The 17,518-nt window shown below is 61.7% G+C and carries 15 protein-coding genes; 4 read left to right on the top strand and 11 right to left on the bottom strand.

Going from position 1 to position 17,518, the window contains the following annotated elements:
- From AB4072_RS14215 to AB4072_RS14190, 6 genes are all read right to left on the bottom strand, one after another.
- Positions 1-1,173 (bottom strand): di-heme oxidoredictase family protein, encoded by a 1,173-nt coding sequence (locus tag AB4072_RS14215; RefSeq protein ID WP_441968887.1) that lies wholly within the window; start codon positions 1,171-1,173, stop codon positions 1-3.
- The gene (locus tag AB4072_RS14210; protein ID WP_441968885.1) at positions 1,173-2,633 is read right to left on the bottom strand and encodes a multicopper oxidase family protein; all 1,461 of its coding nucleotides are present in this window, start codon (positions 2,631-2,633) and stop codon (positions 1,173-1,175) included. The genes AB4072_RS14215 and AB4072_RS14210 overlap by 1 nt, the downstream gene beginning before the upstream one ends.
- A gap of 4 nt (positions 2,634-2,637) precedes the next feature.
- The gene (locus tag AB4072_RS14205) at positions 2,638-3,915 is read right to left on the bottom strand and encodes an imelysin family protein (RefSeq protein WP_441968883.1); all 1,278 of its coding nucleotides are present in this window, start codon (positions 3,913-3,915) and stop codon (positions 2,638-2,640) included.
- A 240-nt stretch (positions 3,916-4,155) separates the two neighbouring features.
- Positions 4,156-5,058 carry an N-acetylglucosamine kinase gene (locus tag AB4072_RS14200; RefSeq protein ID WP_441968881.1) on the bottom strand — a complete coding sequence of 301 codons (903 nt, stop codon included), beginning with the start codon at positions 5,056-5,058 and terminating at the stop codon, positions 4,156-4,158.
- 42 nt (positions 5,059-5,100) lie between these two features.
- On the bottom strand, positions 5,101-5,985 hold the full coding sequence (locus AB4072_RS14195) for an N-acetylmuramic acid 6-phosphate etherase (RefSeq protein WP_441968879.1): 885 nt from the start codon (positions 5,983-5,985) through the stop codon (positions 5,101-5,103).
- Positions 5,986-6,087: 102 nt separating this feature from the next.
- On the bottom strand, positions 6,088-7,158 hold the full coding sequence (locus tag AB4072_RS14190; RefSeq protein ID WP_441968877.1) for a serine hydrolase domain-containing protein: 1,071 nt from the start codon (positions 7,156-7,158) through the stop codon (positions 6,088-6,090).
- 140 nt (positions 7,159-7,298) lie between these two features.
- Here AB4072_RS14190 and AB4072_RS14185 point away from each other — a divergent pair, with 140 nt between their 5' ends.
- The 4 genes from AB4072_RS14185 to AB4072_RS14170 are packed head-to-tail and all read left to right on the top strand — an operon-like array spanning position 7,299 to position 11,069.
- Complete coding sequence (locus AB4072_RS14185) at positions 7,299-8,801, top strand: ABC transporter substrate-binding protein (protein ID WP_441968875.1); 1,503 nt, start codon at positions 7,299-7,301, stop codon at positions 8,799-8,801.
- Between the two features lie 54 nt (positions 8,802-8,855).
- Positions 8,856-9,803 carry an ABC transporter permease gene (locus AB4072_RS14180; protein ID WP_441968873.1) on the top strand — a complete coding sequence of 316 codons (948 nt, stop codon included), beginning with the start codon at positions 8,856-8,858 and terminating at the stop codon, positions 9,801-9,803.
- Positions 9,804-9,810: 7 nt separating this feature from the next.
- Complete coding sequence (locus AB4072_RS14175) at positions 9,811-10,635, top strand: ABC transporter permease (protein WP_441968871.1); 825 nt, start codon at positions 9,811-9,813, stop codon at positions 10,633-10,635.
- Positions 10,632-11,069, top strand: a complete 438-nt coding sequence (locus AB4072_RS14170; RefSeq protein ID WP_441968869.1) for a GNAT family N-acetyltransferase — start codon at positions 10,632-10,634, stop codon at positions 11,067-11,069. The genes AB4072_RS14175 and AB4072_RS14170 overlap by 4 nt, the downstream gene beginning before the upstream one ends.
- 1 nt (position 11,070) lies before the next feature.
- Here AB4072_RS14170 and nagA read toward each other — a convergent pair whose 3' ends face one another.
- From nagA to AB4072_RS14145, 5 genes are all read right to left on the bottom strand, one after another.
- Positions 11,071-12,201 (bottom strand): N-acetylglucosamine-6-phosphate deacetylase, encoded by a 1,131-nt coding sequence (gene nagA / locus AB4072_RS14165; protein WP_441968867.1) that lies wholly within the window; start codon positions 12,199-12,201, stop codon positions 11,071-11,073.
- The gene (locus AB4072_RS14160) at positions 12,201-13,250 is read right to left on the bottom strand and encodes an SIS domain-containing protein (protein ID WP_441968865.1); all 1,050 of its coding nucleotides are present in this window, start codon (positions 13,248-13,250) and stop codon (positions 12,201-12,203) included. The genes nagA and AB4072_RS14160 overlap by 1 nt, the downstream gene beginning before the upstream one ends.
- Positions 13,240-14,025 (bottom strand): GntR family transcriptional regulator, encoded by a 786-nt coding sequence (locus tag AB4072_RS14155; protein WP_441968863.1) that lies wholly within the window; start codon positions 14,023-14,025, stop codon positions 13,240-13,242. Before AB4072_RS14155 ends, AB4072_RS14160 begins: the two co-directional genes overlap by 11 nt.
- Positions 14,026-14,028: 3 nt before the next feature.
- Positions 14,029-14,904, bottom strand: coding sequence for a BadF/BadG/BcrA/BcrD ATPase family protein (locus AB4072_RS14150; protein WP_441968861.1), 876 nt, complete (start codon positions 14,902-14,904; stop codon positions 14,029-14,031).
- A gap of 252 nt (positions 14,905-15,156) precedes the next feature.
- The gene (locus tag AB4072_RS14145; RefSeq protein WP_441968859.1) at positions 15,157-17,457 is read right to left on the bottom strand and encodes a putative bifunctional diguanylate cyclase/phosphodiesterase; all 2,301 of its coding nucleotides are present in this window, start codon (positions 17,455-17,457) and stop codon (positions 15,157-15,159) included.
- Between the last annotated feature and the right edge of the window lie 61 nt (positions 17,458-17,518).

The following is a 17,518-nucleotide window of genomic DNA, read 5'->3' as shown; positions in this document are numbered from 1 at the left end:
TCACAGCGACTTCAGGAACTCGACCAGTTTTAGTCGCTCCAGCCTCGTTAAAGACTCGAATCGTGTCCGGGATCGGGCAGCCTCGCCACCGTGAAGGCGGATAGCGTCCTCAAGAGTTCCGGCGCGCCCGTCATGCATGAGGCCCGATCCGTTCGCAAGAGTGTGCGAAAGTCCCCAGAGTGGCGCGGTGCGCCATTCGCTTGCGCGAATGCCGGGTTCGGTCGCGCCGCCATCGAGTTGCGGGCCCATTTCGTGGAGAAGCAAATCGGTAAAGGCCGGCACGGGGCCGTCCTTTCCGGGGAGCGTCGGGCGATGGCAGATAGCGCAGCCGATTGTCGCGAAAAGACGTGCGCCGTCGCTCTTCGTTGCTGCGATCGCTGGCGGTTCGATTGAGACGAGATAAGTGACGATGCGAGAGGTGATCTCGCTGGAAATCTCAGGTGCGCTGGCATCGCCCCCATGAGGCGCGGAGAGGCACGCTCCCTGCGCTGCCGAGCAATCGCCCGCAAGGGCAGGGCGACCCACCGTGGACAGACCGAGATCGAGATGGAAGGCGTGTTCCACCTGCTCCGATAAGGAAGCGATCGAGGCTTTCCATCCGAAGCGTCCAACGCGCCTTTGACCGTTGCTGTCGGTGACCCAATTTACGCGTCCGCTCACGCCATCGGCCTTTGCTTCCTGCGCTATGGCGATGATGGAATCATCCGGTACGGACTCGATCAGGCCGAGACCGCGCAAGCCTGGCGCGAGCAAAGCGCCTGTGCGGGTGTCGGGATGAAGCGAGCCGTAAGCGAGCGCATCGGGCTTGTAGAGCACGCGCTCCTTGACGATGCGGCCTTCGGGCTCGACGCCGGGCACGGCTGATGTTTGCAATTGGCGTCCGTAGACGGGATCCGGCTCGCCGAGAGCGTTGCTGAACCGCAAGGCGAGATTGTCGCTGGTGACGACGCCTTTATCGTTCGTCTCGACCTTCGAACGGTCGAGCGTTGCATGACAGGCGGCGCAGGAGCGGGCGTTGAAGAGCGGGCCCAATCCGTCGTTGGCGAGGGTCGACGAGGGGGCAGGCACCCAGGCGCGACGAAACAGGGCGCGTCCGATGGCTTCATCGAGGGCGTGGCTTTGCGTTGGGAGGAGCGCAAGTCCGAGAAAAGCCGCGATGGCGAGGCGTTTCATCACGCGACTCGCAGGTAGCCCATCATGCCGTATTCGAGATGTTCGAGCAGATGGCAATGAAACATCCAGTCGCCCTCTCGCGCCACGAATGCGATCTCGATCCGCTCCTTCGGTTGCAGCAGCACCGTATCGGCGAAGTGCTTGGGCCGTGCGAGGCGCGAAGTGCTGAGCACTTCGAAGGTGTGTCCGTGAAGATGAATCGGATGGTGGTGCGGCGTCGCGTTCATAAGTTCGAACACGTATGACTTGCCGACTTGCAGCACGCCGAGAGGCGCGGGCAACTGACGGTGATCGCTTGTCGGCCACGACGCCTTGTTGATCGCCCAGAAGGTTTTGTCGCGCACGCATAGGCCGTCGAGCAAAATCTTTGAAAGGGGATCGTTCGGTTCGAGCTTCGTCGCCATGTCGGCGGCGGAGCCGGATGAGGCGGAGAACGTGAAGCTCATGCGCTCTGCTTCAGCCAAATTGGCGCGTGGAAGATCGGTTGCGTAGAGGATGGCGGGATCGAACGCACGCGCCTTTTGCGCGGACGCGATGGAACGGTAAGTGCCGAGCGTCCACGGCTCGGAGGAATAGTAGTCGATCACCTTGAAGCTTTGTCCGGCCTTCGGCGCGCGCACCAGAAGGTCGAGCCGCATGGCGGATCCCATGCGCCATGTCTCAAGCGGAAAAGGCGCGACCGCATTGCCGTCGATGGCGATGACGAAAGCCTCCGCACCATCGACGCCGATTTCGAGAACGCGGCTGCCGTCGAGATTGAGGACGCGTAGGCGAATATCGCCGCCAGCCGGAACATCGCCGCTGGCTGAACCTATACCGTTGACTGCGCGCACGGTGCCGAAAGTGCCTGCACGGCTTGCGCCCTCCGTCGTCTCGAACGGAAGCCAGCTTCCGTCCTCCGCGAGCCGCCAGTCCTTGTAGGCGAGTACGAGATCGGCATCGGGCTCACGGCGCTCGTCGCCTTCCACGATCAGCACGCCGGTCATGCCACGGCCCGTCTGGCCGGATTCGTTGCAATGCGGATGAATGAAGAAAGTGCCGGGGTCGGGCAGGGTGAATTCGTAGGTGAAGCTCTCGCCCTTTTTCACGGGGCTTTGCGTCAGAAAAGGAACGCCGTCCATGGCGTTCGGCACGCGAATGCCGTGCCAGTGGATCGCCGTATGCTCAGTGAGATCATTGTCGAGCCGTGCGCGAATGGTGTCGCCGACGTGGGCGCGCAACACCGGCATGAGATCATCGGTGTAGGTCCACACACGTGTCCCGGGGCCGCTCGGCCCGAGAAGACGCGCGGAACGTTCCCTCGCCGTGAAATGCCAGTCGAGAACGCGCCCACCCTTGAGAGGTGGGCGCGCGATGAGCGGTGCAATTTTGGCCGGTCGCGCGCGAAGTCCCGAGGCGCCGGTCGCGGAGGCGAGAGCCGTCGCGCCGATGCCTTTGAGAATGCCTCTGCGACCGATCATGACGTCAGCTTTTACCCACGGATTTGGGATCGTCCAGGCTCTTGGAACCTTCCATCTTGATGGTCAGGCCGAGCTTCTTCACCAGGGCCTCGACGGCGCGGGCCTGCGCGACAAGGGCATCGACACCCTCCTGCACGACCTTGTTTCCTTCCGCGTTGCCCTCGGCGATCATCTGGTCATAGGCTTCCTTGCCGGAATCGGCGCGATCCTTGATGGCGCGCAGTTTCGCGGTGGCGTTCGCCATGGCGGCCTCGAGCTTCGCAGCTTCTTCCGGAGCCTTGGCCTTTGCATAATCGGCAAAGCCCGCGCCCTGCACCACCTGCCCGTCGGGGCGCGTGTACTTGCCCTGATAGATCGAGACCATGCCGATCTGGTCGTTGTAGTGCGAGTTGTGCGTGTTGTCGGAGAAGCAATCGTGCTCCTCTTCCGGATCGTGCAGGATGAGGCCGAGCTTCATGCGCTCGCCCGCAAGCTCGCCGTAAGAAAGGCTGCCGATGCCGGTGAGGATGGTGGCAAGGCCGCTATTGGCATCCTTCTTCAACACGTCCTGGCGTGCCTTGCCCTTGGCATCCCACAGCTTCGTCATGTCGGAAAGGTCGTCCACGAGAAGGTCCGTCGCGGCCTTCAGGTAATCGCGACGGCGGTCGCAATTGCCGTTGGTGCAATTCTGCAGCGAGTAGTCGCTTGCGGCGCGCGCGCCCGCGCCAGCGTTCGTGCCGTTGAGATCCTGACCCCAGAGCAGGAATTCAATGGCGTGGTACCCCGTCGCCACGTTCGCTTCGACACCGCCGGCTTCATGCAGGCTCTCGAGCACTTTTTTGGTGATCTTTGACGCATCGATCTGTTTCTTGCCGACGCGGATCTTCTTGTTGGCAATGATGTTGGCGCGATAGAGCGGATTGCTGTCGGAAGCCTCGCCGTAGCTCTTGGCATCGACGTAATCGATCAAGCCCTCATCGAGCGGCCAGGAATTGACCTTGCCTTCCCATTGATCGACGAGCTTGTTGCCGAAGCGAAAACCTTCCGTCTGCTGATAGGGGACACGCGCTTTGGTCCACGCAGCGCGCGCCGCCTTCAAGGTCTCGTCGGTCGGGTTGGCGAGAAGCGCATCGACTGCTTTGGACAAATCCTTCGCCGCATTCAGCGCATCGCTGTACGTGGCATACGCGATGGTCGCGTAGTTCTCGACGATGGCTTTGGGTTGCGGCGCATCCGCGCGTGCCATCGTTCCGATGGACGTTCCGGCCATCAAGACCGCCATCGCGATCAATTTCAGTTTCATTTTATGAGCTCCCGTTGCTGGCATCGGCAGCGGGGCGCAAATCGGCCTCCATGCCGTCTGATGCCATGCCTAGGCCTACGCAAAACGAGATGCAATAGACATGCAAAAGAATAGAACTCTTCCAAAGAGACAGTTTAGAAGTATTGAAAACTATTATGCTTCAAATCCCTTGACGTCATTCTGGCCCGAAACGTGATCGTCGAGTCGTGATCTGGTGATTTCTACCGAGGTTCGCGTTTTCTATTCGACTGTCGCGGCAAGGCGAGCGGCCGTCATCGCCGCATCGACGTCGTTGGTCACGACTTCGACCGGTGGCGAGAGCTTGGCGCGGAACGTATCCGCGACAATCGGATGCAAGCGCGAGCCGCCACCGACGAGGGCGACGGGGCGTGGCCCGACACGTTTGATCAAACTGTTGGCGAGGCGCGCCAACTCTTCGCCCGCGTCGCGCAGAATAACGAGCGAGACTTTGTCGCCGAGTTGTCCGGCTTCCGCCACCGCGCGGGCAAGCGTGCCGATCTTGCCGCGATCCCCGCCATAGACATAGGTGCGCACCGCGTTCCAATCGGTGCCGCCGAGCGCTTTCGCAAGAGCCTGCCCGAGCGGCGTTGCCCAGCCTTCGCCGGGGCTCTCTTCTTCCTCCCGCAAAACGGTCTTCAGAGCTTCGCGCGCGATCCAGAAGCCGGAGCCTGCATCGTCGATCAGATTGCCGCGCCCACCGACGCGAAGCACGGTCTTGTCCTCGGTCAGATAATAGCCGATGGAGCCGGTGCCGCTATAGACGAGGATGCCTTCACCGAGTGCGAAATAGGACAGGTAGGCGATCCACATATCCTCGGCGACGAAGATCTTTTCGCCCGGCACCTCGAAGGCGTCCGCCAGCATGTCGCGCACCAGGATTTCGGCAGGCGTTTCACGGGTGAGACCCGTAATGCCTGCGACGATCCCAACGGGCTTGCCGCTGAGCGCAACGGCCTTGGCGATTTCGGCGATGACGCCGCGTGCGCGCTCTTCGGCCGCGGCGGAAAAGAGATGGCCGGAAAGAGGGTCGGCAGCGCCTTGCGCGATGCATTCGCCCTTCTCGTCAGCCAATCGCCAGCGCGTGGCGGTGCCGCCCGCGTCGATGCCCAACCCCAGCGCCATCTCGCCTTGCTTTCTTCCGTCCCGGCTTATTGCGGCCAGAGGCTACTTCGAGAGATTGGAAAGCGCTACTCGCAAGTTGTCGTTGCTCGTCTCCAAGCGCTCCTTGGCTTCCGTGAGGCCGATGCCGAGCGCAACGAGGACAGCGGTCTTCACGTCGCCATCGGCTTCCGCCAAAGCCTTTGCGGCCGTGTCTTCGTCGCAGCCGGTGATCTGGATGACCATGACCGCGCTGCGGCGGCGCAATTTCGCGTTCGTGGCGCGCATATGCACCATCAAGCCGCGATAGACGCGGCCGAGGCGGATCATCACGAGCGTGGAGAAAAGATTGAGAATGATCTTCTGCGCGGTGCCCGCCTTCATGCGGGTCGAGCCTGCCACGACCTCTTCGCCCGTATCGGCGAGAATCGGATGGGAGCAGGCCGAGAGTATCTTCGCGCCGGGATTGTTCGAGATGCCGATGGTCTGCGCGCCACGGGCCTTCGCTTCTGTCAGCGCGGCGATCGTGAATGGCGTATTGCCACTGGCGGCGACGCCGATCACGATATCGTTCGGGCCGACATTGGCGCTCCGAATGCCGGCAACGCCTTCCTCGACCGAATCCTCTGCGTTTTCGACCGCATGCATCAAAGCGCCGTGGCCGCCTGCCATGAGATAGACCAGCTTATCGTCCGGCCAGTTGAAGGTCGGCGGAAGCTCCGTGCCATCCTGCACGCCGATGCGGCCCGAGGTTCCGGCGCCCGCGTAAACCAGACGCCCGCCGCGCTCCAGCCGCTTCACAGCCTCTTCGGCGGCGGCCTCGATGGCCGGCAACGCCTCACGCACGGCGGCGACGGAGGCGAGCTGGCCTTCATAAAGAGCCGAGAGAATTTCACTGCTGGGCCAGGAATCGAGATCCTGGAAGCGGGCGCTGAATTGTTCGGTTGACATGATGCCTCTTTCTTGCAGACCAATATAGGTCCACTTTGAAGCCTGAGCAATGGGAGAGACGCGCCGCAACTGAAAATTCGCGCGCCTACAAGATGGATACGATCAGGCGCTCGCGGCGTCGAAAAGAGCGATCACCTTGTCGCCTGTCACGCGGCGCAGCGGGATGATTCCGCTGTCCTTGTGACGGGTTGGATGCACGCGATTGGTCAGAAGCGACCATGCGACCCCGCGCTCGAAATCGATCCACAGGCCCGTGCCGGTGAAACCTGTGTGACCAATGGTGGAATCCGAGCAGGCATCGCCGCCGGACCACCCGTCATAGCGGCCTTCCCAGCCGATGGTGCGCTTCTCCGATTGCCGCTCGCGGATGACGGCTAGGCTCTCCGGCGAAAGGGCGGTGCCGTCGAGAAGCGAGCGTGCGAAATCGAGCACGCCGTCAATGGTGCCGAACAATCCCGCATGACCCGATGCACCGCCGAAAGCATAGGCATTTTCGTCATGCACCTCGCCGCGCATGACGCGCCCGCGCCAGGTGCATTTTTCGGTCGCTGCGCATTGTTGTGGAGCGGGCTTGAACGTCAGGCCCGGCGCGAGCGGCTGCTCCATCAGCGGCTTGCCGGTCATGCGCTCGAGGGCGATGCCGAGCATCATGAAATTGTTGTCGGAATAGACCGCAGGGCCTGGCTGCCAGACGCGCTGGAGAATGAAGGCGCGAAGCGTCTGCGGGTCCTGCCCATAGGTATAAAGTGGCTCGACCGCCGGCAGGTGGGTGTTGTGGGCGAGGCATTGCCGGAATGTCAGACGTCGCTCGGCCGCGTTCATATCGTATTGGCGCAAATCCGGAATGACTTTGACGAGGGGATCGTCAAGGGCGATCCGACCCGTCTCGACCAGCCGAAGAATCGCCGTCGTCGTGAAGATTACCTTGGTGAGGGAGGCGAGATCGAACCACGTCTCGCGGACAAGCTGCTCCCGCGTCGGCTCGATCTGCGCGGAGCCGGCGAGGAGAACCGCGCGTGAGCCCACTTTCGTGATGACGCCGAGGGTTGCGCCGGGGATAGAGCCGTTCTCGACGGAGGCGCGCGCGGGGGCGAAGGCTGGGGCGACCAGATTTTTCAGGGACAATGTTCCGTCGTCGACACCGATCGTTCTGATCACAGGCTGCTCCGCCATGACGTCCTTCCCAGAGGCGCTTTCCACGGACCATACTTTAGATCCTGCCGCGTGGTCCAGAGTGGTATGTTATTGGACCATGACAGGCACACCGCGATCCCCTATAATTCGGCCACTGCCAGAGAGGGAGATAAGGCATCATGCTCAAGATAAAGCTGCGCGGGATCATCGGCGCGGGATTGATGATGGCGGCAACGTCCGCATCGGCTCAGGTTCTCGAAATCGGATTGGATCAGAACCCGACGGGTCTCGATCCGCACCTCATCACCGCCTTCCCGAGCTTCATGGTCGTGAACGGCAATATTTATGAAGGCCTCACAGCCGTCGACAAGGACCTGAAGGTCAACCCCAGCCTCGCGGAATCCTGGACGGTTTCGCCGGACGGCAAGACCTATACCTTCAAGCTGCGTCCGAACGTGAAATTCCACGATGGCTCGGCCATGGAGGCCAAGGACGTGGTCTCCACGATCAGGCGCGTGCAGAGCACCGCCATCGCCTCGCCTTTGGCAAGCCGCCTGTCCGCCATCGAGACGGCGACCGCCGTCGATCCGATGACGGTTGAATTCAAGCTGAAGGAGCCCTCGGCTCCGCTCCTGACGTCGCTTGCGACGATCGCCGTCGTTCCGGCCTCGGTCGAAGCCGACAAGGACATCCTCCAGAAGGCACCGGACGGCACCGGCCCGTTCAAGTTCAAGGAATGGCAGCCGAACGGTTTCATTCTTCTGTCCAAGCATGACGGCTATTGGCAATCCGGCCTGCCGAAGCTCTCCGGCTTGAAGTTCAACCTCGTGCCGGAATCGGCGACCCGTCAGGTCGGCCTCGTGAACGGGCAATACGCGCTCCTGCCGAACATCGACGCGGCGACAGCCCTTCAGGTCAAGGGCAAGCCGGGCGTGAAGCTCGGCGAAACGCTGGATCTCGCCTACACCCTCATCGGCATGAACGTGTCGAAGCCGCCCTTCGATAATCCGAAGGTGCGCGAGGCAGTGAACTACGCCATCAACCGCCAGGAAATCGTCGATGCGGCGCTCTTCGGCGCTGGTGTCCCCGGCGGCCCGCTGTCGCCGGCCCTGAAGTCCTGGGCTGTCGATGTGAAGGACTACGCCTGCTACAAGCCCGATCCGGCGAAGGCCCAGGCGCTTCTGAAGGAAGCGGGCGTCGCGACGCCGCTTGCAGTGACCATGAATGTTCTGCCCCGTCAGGACATCAAGGACATTGCGCAGGTGGTGCAGGAGCAGCTCAACAAGGCGGGCTTCAAGGTCGAGTTGAAGAACCAGGAGCAGGGCCAGTTCATTCAGGATTGGCGCAACAGCAACTTCGAACTGTTCGCCTCCATCAACTCGGGCAGCCCCGATCCGGATGACTACTTCTACCGCACCTTCCGCACGGGCGGTTCGACCAACGTGTTCAAGTACTCGGACGCGAGCGTCGACCAGTTGCTCGACAGCGCTCGCAGCACGCAGGACCAAGCCGCGCGCAAGAAGGCCTATGACGACGTGCAGAAGAAGCTTGCTTGCGCGGGCCCTGTCGCGCACCTGACTTACGGCACGCTCTTCTCGGCCATGCGCGACAAGCTGCAAGGCTACGATGTGATGCCGAACCGTTCGCTCTCCACCCTGCGCAGCACTTCGCTTCAGCCCTGATACAAACGCGGCGTCGCTCTCCGGGGCGGCGCCGCTTTATAATGAAGTTTTCTTATGAGCCGTGTCCTCGCCACGCGTATCCTCGATCTGATCCTCGTGCTTGTCGGGGTTTCGATCATCGTCTTTCTCATGATCCGCCTCATCCCGGGCGATGCGGTCGCGATCATGCTCGGCGCCAATACCGAGATCACGCCCGAGCGCATGGCGGAGCTGAAAAGCCGCGTCGGGCTCGACCGTCCGATGATCGAGCAATATTTCGTCTGGGCGTCTGCGGCGCTACGCGGCGATTTCGGAACGTCTCTCTGGACCGGACGGCCGGTGGCGCAGGAGATTGCGATCCATCTCTGGCCGACCCTCGAACTGACCTTGCTCGCCCTGATCGTCGGCGCGGGCCTTGCGGTGCCTGTCGGCTGCCTGATGGCGCGCACGCGTGGCGGCGCGGCGGACGTCGCCATGCGCATCGGCGCGATTGCAGGCCTCACCATTCCATCCTTCTGGCTCGGAATCGTTCTCATTCTACTTCTTGCGCAATTCGCACCGAGCTTCGCTTCGCTCGGCTATGTCCCGTTCTCGGAAGATCCGCTCGGCAATCTCGAGCGCCTGCTCTTGCCAGCTTTTGCACTGGCTCTGCCGATTCTCGCCAATCTCTCCCGCCTCGTGCGCTCGGCCATGCTCGACGCTTTGGGGCAGGATTACATCCGCACGGCGCGCGCTAAGGGCGTGAGCGAGCGCTCCGTGGTCTACAAGCATGCGCTTCGCAATGCGCTGATCCCGTTCATCACCAGCGTCGGCATCATGACGGGCTATCTTCTGGGAGGCGCTATCGTGGTGGAGCAGGTTTTCGCGATTCCGGGTCTTGGACGGCTCATTCTCGGGGCCATTGCCGAGCGCAATTATCCGTTGATCCAAGCCACCATCCTGGTGGTCACAGCGGGCTTTGTCTTTGTGAACTTTCTTGTCGATTTTCTCTACATTATCATCGATCCGCGCGTGAGGGCCTGAAAGTATCATGTCGCGGTTTTTCAAGAACAAGCTGCTCGCCTTCGCGACCATCTTCGTCGCGATCCAGATTTTCCTCGCATTGTTCGCGCCGCTGATCGCGCCTTACGATCCTATGGCGCAAAGCGTCGTCGCGCGCCTCAAGGGCCCGAGTGTCGCCCATTGGCTCGGCACGGATCAATTGGGGCGCGATGTTTTCGCGCGCATCCTCTACGGCTATCGCACGTCGTTGATGGCCTGCCTCGTGGCGGTCGGCATCGCGCTGGTTCTCGGCGGTACGCTCGGCCTCATGGCCGCCTATTATCGCGGCTGGCTCGACCGCATCATCATGCGCGTCATGGATATCCTGTTCGCCTTTCCCGTCATGCTGCTCGCCATCGGCGTGATCGCGGTTCTTGGGCCGCAGACTTATAGCGCGGCGATTGCCATTGCCGTGGTCTATACGCCGATCTTCGCGCGCCTCCTGCGCGGACCGGCGCTCGTTTTGTGCGAAAGTGAATATGTGGCGGGCGCGAAGGCCATCGGCGCGTCGGATCCGCGCATCATCTTCCTGCACATCCTGCCCAATCTCGCCTCCGTCATCCTGGTGCAGACGAGCCTTCTTTTGTCCGCCGCCATTTTGGTCGAAGCATCGCTCTCTTTCCTCGGCCTCGGCACGCAGCCGCCGACGCCTTCGCTCGGCTTGATGTTGTCGGAAGGCCGCAACTTCCTGCTGCTCTCGCCGTGGAACGCGGTCTTCGCAGGCTTTGCGATCCTGTTCCTGTCCTTCGGCTTCAACCTTCTGGGCGATGCCTTGCGCGATACGCTCGATCCTCGCCTGCGAGGACAATCGTGAAATCGCGCCGCGCGACACGGGATGATATCGCGGCACTCGCCGTCATCGCCGAACGATCCTATCGCGCCGCTTTCGCGACGATCCTCGAAGAGGACGTGTTGGCAACCCGTGACGCAGCGTTCTTCGCGACGCGCTTTACCGAAACCTGGGAGCGCATGACGGTTGCGGAATCAGAAGGAAAGCTTCTCGGCTTTCTCCTCCTGACCGATGGCCATATCGATATGCTCTTCATGGATCCGAACGCGGCTGGTAAGGGCGCGGGCACCTTACTCTTGCGAGACGCCGAGGCGGCGGGCGCCACAACCCTCGAATGCTTCCGAGACAATCACGCCGCGCGCGGCTTCTATGAACGCAACGGATGGGTACTGTCGCGCGCTTACGAGCGCGATTTCGCGGGCAAGAGCCGGGGCTTCGTGTTCTACGAGAAGGCCTGAACTAGCCTTCTCCACCGATCCAGGTTTGCCGAACGTTCAACGCGTCGTCGAGAAGAACGAGATCGGCGCGATAGCCGATGGCGATACGGCCTAGTTCGTGATCGAGCCCGAGGAAGGTTGCCGGATTGAGCGAGGCCATGCGCAGGGCCTGCGGCAACGACAAGCCGAGACGCTCCACGATGTTTCGCACGCCGCTCGCCATGTCGAGATCGGAACCCGCAAGCGTGCCGTCGGCCGTCGAAAGCTTGCCGTTCTCACGATAGACGGTCTTGCCGAGAAGCTCGAACGTGGTGAGATCGGACCCGACCGAGGACATGGCGTCGGTGACGAGCATCATGTTGTCGAGGCCCTTGGCGGCGATGGCAGCGCGCAGGGATGCATCGCTCACATGAAGGCCGTCGACGATGAGACCGCACCACGTGCCGCTGGAATCGAGCGCTGCGCCGACCGGCCCCGGATCGCGCCCCGCAAGCGGCGGCATGGCGTTGAAGAGATGTGTGAAGCCGCGCAGGCCGTGACGGATCGCTTCCATGATCGTGGCGTAGTCGCCCGCCGTATGTCCCGCGCTCACAAGGATGCCCGCCTGCGTGAGGCGCGCGATGTCGGCGAGGTTGTTCTTTTCCGGCGCGACGGTCACCATGTTGCGCCCGGCCTTCAGCGAGGTGAGGATCGCGACATCTTCGTCATCGAGCGGGCGCATATAGGCCGGGTTGTGCACGCCCTTGCGTTCCGGATTGATGAACGGGCCTTCCACATGGAAGCCGAGCATGCCGGGAACACGTTGATCCAGCGCTTGTCCGGCAGCCTTCACGGCTTCCGCCATGCGCTCGCGCGTGTCGGTGATGAAGGTCGGCAGGAGGCCCGTGGTGCCGTAGGCTCGATGCGCTTCACAGATGGCGCGAATGCCTTCGACGTTGCGCTCGTCGTTGAAGAGAACGCCGCCACCGCCATTGACCTGGGTATCGATGAAACCGGGCGCGAGCAGGCCCTCGATACGCTGTGTCCTGATGCCGGGACCGAGATCCTTCTCATGAGGCAGGCCGACGATGCGATCATTTTCGATCACGACCGCCCGGCCTTCCAACATATGGTCGCCGTCGAAGATGCGCGCGCCGACGAGTGCGGTTACCATCAGACCGTCTCCGTCACCTTGCGCAGACGCGGCGGCGCGTCGGGATTGCGGCCGCGCGCCTGTGCGACGGCGTTGACGAGCGGGTAGAAGCTTTGAATCAGTGCGATGGGTGCGATGAAGGGATGGATGCCGTCGACGAAAGGCAGCATGGCGCGGGCCGGGCCGTCTGCAGCACCCGCGACGATTACGGGAACGTTCTGTTCGTTCAAGCGCGTCACGAGATCATTGACGCCGGCCAGAGTTTCATCGCGCTGGCTCATGACGAGGATCGGGAAATGCTCGCCTGCGAGCGTCCAGGGGCCGTGCATCAATTCAGCTGCGCTCATCGCCTCCGCGTGAATGCCGGAGGTTTCCTTTAGCTTCAATGCAGCTTCCTGCGCGACAGCAAAGCCAAGGCCGCGCCCGACGACGAAGAGATTGTCGGATTGGGCCAGGAGCGGAAGCGCTGCCGACCAATCCTTCTGCGAGGCCTGATGCAGGATTTCCGGCAGCTTTTCGAGCGCCGCGAGAAGAACCTCGTCCGCCGACCAATGGGCGACGAGCTGCAATCCGGCGGCGAGCGCGGCGATGAAGGATTTCGTCGCCGCCACGCTGTGTTCTTTGCCCGCATGAAGCGGCAGAACCACTTCGCAAGTGGAGGCGAGAGGAGAGGTCGTGTCGTTGACGAGTGCCACGGTCAGTGCGCCGTCGTCTCGGCCAGCCTTCGCGAGATCGAGAATGTCCGGGCTGCGGCCTGATTGCGAGACGGCGAGAAACAGCGCATTACGCATGCGCGGGCGCGCCGCATAAACGGATGTCACGGACGGGCCGACGGAAGCCGTGACGAGCCCTGAATGAATTTCCAATAGATATTTCGCGAAGGTCGCCGCGTTGTCCGAACTGCCGCGCGCGCAGGTCACCGCGAAGGGCGGCGGCGAAGCGCGAAGGCGCGAACCGAGATCGCGACAGAGCGCAGCGTTGCTGGAGAGAAGACGCGCGACGACCTCCGGCGCTTCCTGCGCCTCCCGCAGCATGGCGGTCGAGGAGGATATCTGCGGGTCATTCGTCATCGTTCTGATTCCGTTCGGGTTGATTGATGGTCAGTTCGGCGACGAAGTCATAAGCGTCGCCCCGGTAATAGGACGAGGTGAATTCGACGACTTCGCCGGCATTGGTGAAGGAGCGACGCTCGATATAAAGCGCCGGACTTGCGGGAGGAACCTGCAATAAAGCTGCTTGTTCCGCGGAAAGAAGCACTGCGTGCAGGCGTTGCAATGCGCGGTTCGGCAGATAGCCCTGCTCATGCAGAACGGCATAAAGCGACTGCTTCACTGCGGACGGATCCGGCAGGAAACGGCTCGGGACGACCGCGTGTTCGATGGCAAGCGGAATGCCGTCGGCGAGGCGCAGGCGATTGACACGGCTGACCAGATCGCCCGGGGAAAGACCGAGCGCCATGAGTTCATCGGGCGAGGCCGGACCGATGGAACGGCTGAGCAGGACGGCGGAGGATGACAATCCCCGCGCGGACATATCATCGGTGAAACTCGATAAGCGCGACAGCGGCTGCTCCAACCGCATCTGATGCGCAACGAAAGTGCCCGAGCCCCAGCGCTGCACAAGAACGCCGCGCTTCACGAGCCCGGTGATTGCTTTGCGAACAGTGACTCGCGAAATACCGAGTTGCTTTGCCAGATCACGCTCGCCGGGAAGCGCCGCATCAGGCTTGAGGCTCCCTTTCCGCACGGCTTCCTCGATGCTCTGCTGAAGCTGCAGATAGAGTGGTGTCGGATTTGACTCATCCAACATGCCGAGAGGAAGCTGTTCTGCGGTCTGATCTTGCATCTCTCACTTCCGCGGCTCGGCTTGGCGCACCAAAAGAATGGCTCCGTCCAAAGCATCCGATAGGGGCGGCACGATGGTGTGTTGGAGGGGAGGCGGAAGCCATGGCCGGAGTGGTTCCGCCAAGCCGCCGAACAGGCAGAGCGTCGGCGCGCCGAGATCGAGCAGGCGACCCGCGATGCGCGCTATGCCGATCGAGGCATGCTCGACGAGCGCGATGCCCAGCGGATCGCGGTTCGCCGCGTGTTTCAGAACGATGGGCGCGTACTGGGCATAGTCACTCGGCCGCGCTTGCCCGACCCAATCGATCATGGCTTGAGGGCTGTTTCCAAACGCGGCGAGAATTTCTGTGGAGAGCGGGCTTGGAGGAGCGAGGCCATCGTGTACCCACAGAGCTCGCCTCAGCGCTTCGCGGCCCATGGCGGCACCACTGCCTTCATCCGAAATTTCAAAGCCCCAACCGCTAACCTGAACGCGCTGCCCGTGAATGACGCCATATCCGCAGGAGCCGGTGCCGACGATGACGATGGCACCGTCACCCCCGCCGAAGGCTCCGAGCCAGGCGGCATGGGCATCTGTGTCGATAGCGATCGCCGTGAAGGGATGGGGGCGTGACAAAAGACGGTCGACTGCGCTTTTCTGGCCTGCACCCGCCATGCCGAGGCCGACACGGGTTCGCTTGAGATCGTCCTCGACAAGGCCAGCGCCGGACAGCGCCTCCCGGCAGGCTGTCAGAATCGAATTCCATACCAGTTCCGGATCGAGGCGAATATTGGCAGAGCCTCCGACTCCCTCGCCCAAAAGATGCCCCTGCCCATCGCGCAGCCTCGCCCGGCAAGAAGTGCCGCCGCCGTCAATACCGATGTAGAGGAGCTCATTCATGTGCTGCAGGTTGCCGGCCACTCAATCGAGAATTGTGGTCTTGAAGACCAGTCCACCATGCCACTTAATGTCCAGTTCGTGAAGAGGCGCTCGTTGCGAAAACGGTGGTCCCTTCGTTTATCGAAGGGAAGAAGGCCCTCTCGCGACCCATTCTCAAGGGAGCCATCGGCGGGATGGAAGGCTGGCGCGTGGGTCGATACCAGTATGAGGTCACTTGCTCGGAATACGAGCGTGCTCGGGGATGCTGCGGCATTAGGCGATTCTGCGTTTGTCTCTGGCCAGGAATGCACCCACTTCGGAGGCGGGCATCGGATGTGCGTAAAGGTTGCCCTGCACGTAGATGCATCCCCGATCGCGCAGGAATCTTGCCTGGCCCTCGGTCTCGACGCCTTCCGCGATCACTTCCATTTCCAGGCTTCTCCCCAGATCGAGCACAGCGTTTACGATGGCCGCACTTTCCGTATTGTGTTCGACGTCCTTGATGAAGCTTTGGTCGATTTTGATATCGTCCACGGGAAATTGCTTGAGATGGATGAGGGAGGCGTAGCCCGTGCCGAAATCGTCCAGGGCGATCCTGACACCGCTGTCGTGAAATTGCTGCAGGACGGTCGCCACATGAAGTGAAGAGCGGCCCAGGAATACGGTTTCGGTGATCTCGATTTCAAGGTGCCTGGGCTCGACCCCCGCGCGCCGAATAATTTCGAGGAAGCGCTTCGCAAGACCTACCCAGTTGAATTGCGCCGTGGAGAGATTGACGGCGACGCGCCCGCAAGCGACGCCTTTGGCGTGCCAGTTCCGAATGTCCTCTGCGACCCGGCGGATCATATGTTCGCCGACAAGGATCGAGAGTTCCGCATCCTCGAAAGCCGTCGCGAAAAGCGTTGGCGTCATCAAGCCTTGCGTCGGGTGTACCCAACGGGCGAGGGCTTCGAAACCGATGGTCTCGCCCGTGATCAGGTTCACCTTGGGCTGGTAATACGGAACGATCTGGTTTTGCGCGACGGCTTCCTGAATTTCCCGGGCCAGGGTGTCCCGCCGTTCCATTCTGTCACGCATTTCGGGCGCATAAACCACAGCGCGATTTCGGCCTTGAGCCTTTGCGCTATAGAGGGCGAGGTCGGCGTCTTTCAGCAAGTCCGAAGGCTTCGTATCGTGGTCCGGGTAAATGGCGATGCCGATGCTGGCGCGACCGGAAATGTTCTCACCTTTGTAGACGAACGGGCGTTGCAATTCATCGATAACCTGTTTGACGAACGACACGGTGTTTTCGTGAGTTGTCTGTGATTCGAGAATGACGACGAACTCGTCGCCTCCGAGCCGCGCCACGGTATCGCCGATGCGGACCAGGCCGCGCAAGCGTCGCGCCATCTCTTGCAGAAACGTATCGCCTGCATCATGCCCGAGTGCATCGTTGATCGATTTGAAATCATCGAGGTCTATCAGAAGGAGGCTGACCGCATGGCCCTTGTGCTCGGCCTCCGCGAGCGCCTGCTCGAAGCGGCTTTGGAACAGTGCCCTGTTGGGCAGGTCGGTGAGGGGGTCGTGACTGGCGGCGCGCCAGACGCGCTCCTCCGCCGCCTTGCGCTCCGTGATGTCGACAAGCGCGGAAATGATGTACGAGGAGCCTCCGAGTTCCAGGCGCGTTCCGGCGAGGAGTACATTGCGAATCGATCCGTCCGCGACGCGCATCGTCGTCTCGAAGTCGGATGTCCGTCCCTCTCTCCGCAGGACTTCAAGATAGGCATCCCTGTCTTCCGGATTGGCGTAGATCTCCAGGATGGATTGAATTCCGAGTACTTCGCGGGACGCGCCGAAAAAGGCGACCGCCGCATTGTTGAAGTTGACGATACTGCCATCCACTTTCACCACGACCAGTGGCAGCGGGACGGTGCGAAACAACGTCTCGAACATCGTCCTGCTCTCGGCCAGCTGTTCCTTCGCGCGGCGCTCGGCGAGCAAGGCAAGCCATTCCAGGCGGCGGAGGCGGTTAGACCGGGCGACAACGAGAATGAGTGCTACGTTGAGCATGACCATCGCAAGGATCAGGCCGATCAGATTCGAACGGAGATCCTCCGGTGACATATACCCGACGAGCATGATGAGGCTGCATCCGACACCCGATGCGACCGACCACCGGAACGATGTCGGTACGACGAGATAGTAGATCGACGGCAGCATGATCACGACGAACAGCGCGAGATCGCTGTGGGAGCTGACGAGGAAGCCCACGGCGAGGGCGTTGATCCATTCCCAGGTCAGCATCACCCGTTCGGCATACCGGAAACCGGCGACGCGCTGGGTGGCGAAGTAACAGCCGAGAGCGATGGCGATGACGACCAGGCGCGCGGGGACCGCTATGTAGAAATGAGATGTGCCTTCAAACCGCCAGTCACTGACAAGAAAAAGAGTGTTGAGGAATGCAGACAGGAGGAAGAGCAGACGGAGATGTCGAAACTTCTCCGGCAGCCGCTCGCTCTGAAAAGAAGCTTCGCGCTCTGGGTTGATGAACTCGCCGCCGATGGCCGAAAGAGGCTGGGTGGAGGTATCTGACATGATCTGCAAAAAATAAAATAAATGCTCTCGGACAGCTTTCCGGGAGGAGGCTATAGGAATT

Source organism: Microvirga sp. 2MCAF38 (assembly GCF_052115485.1).
Taxonomy (GTDB): Bacteria; Pseudomonadota; Alphaproteobacteria; order Rhizobiales; family Beijerinckiaceae; genus Microvirga.
Note: the sequence above shows the minus strand (reverse complement) of the source record. Positions and strands in the feature narration are given on the sequence as shown.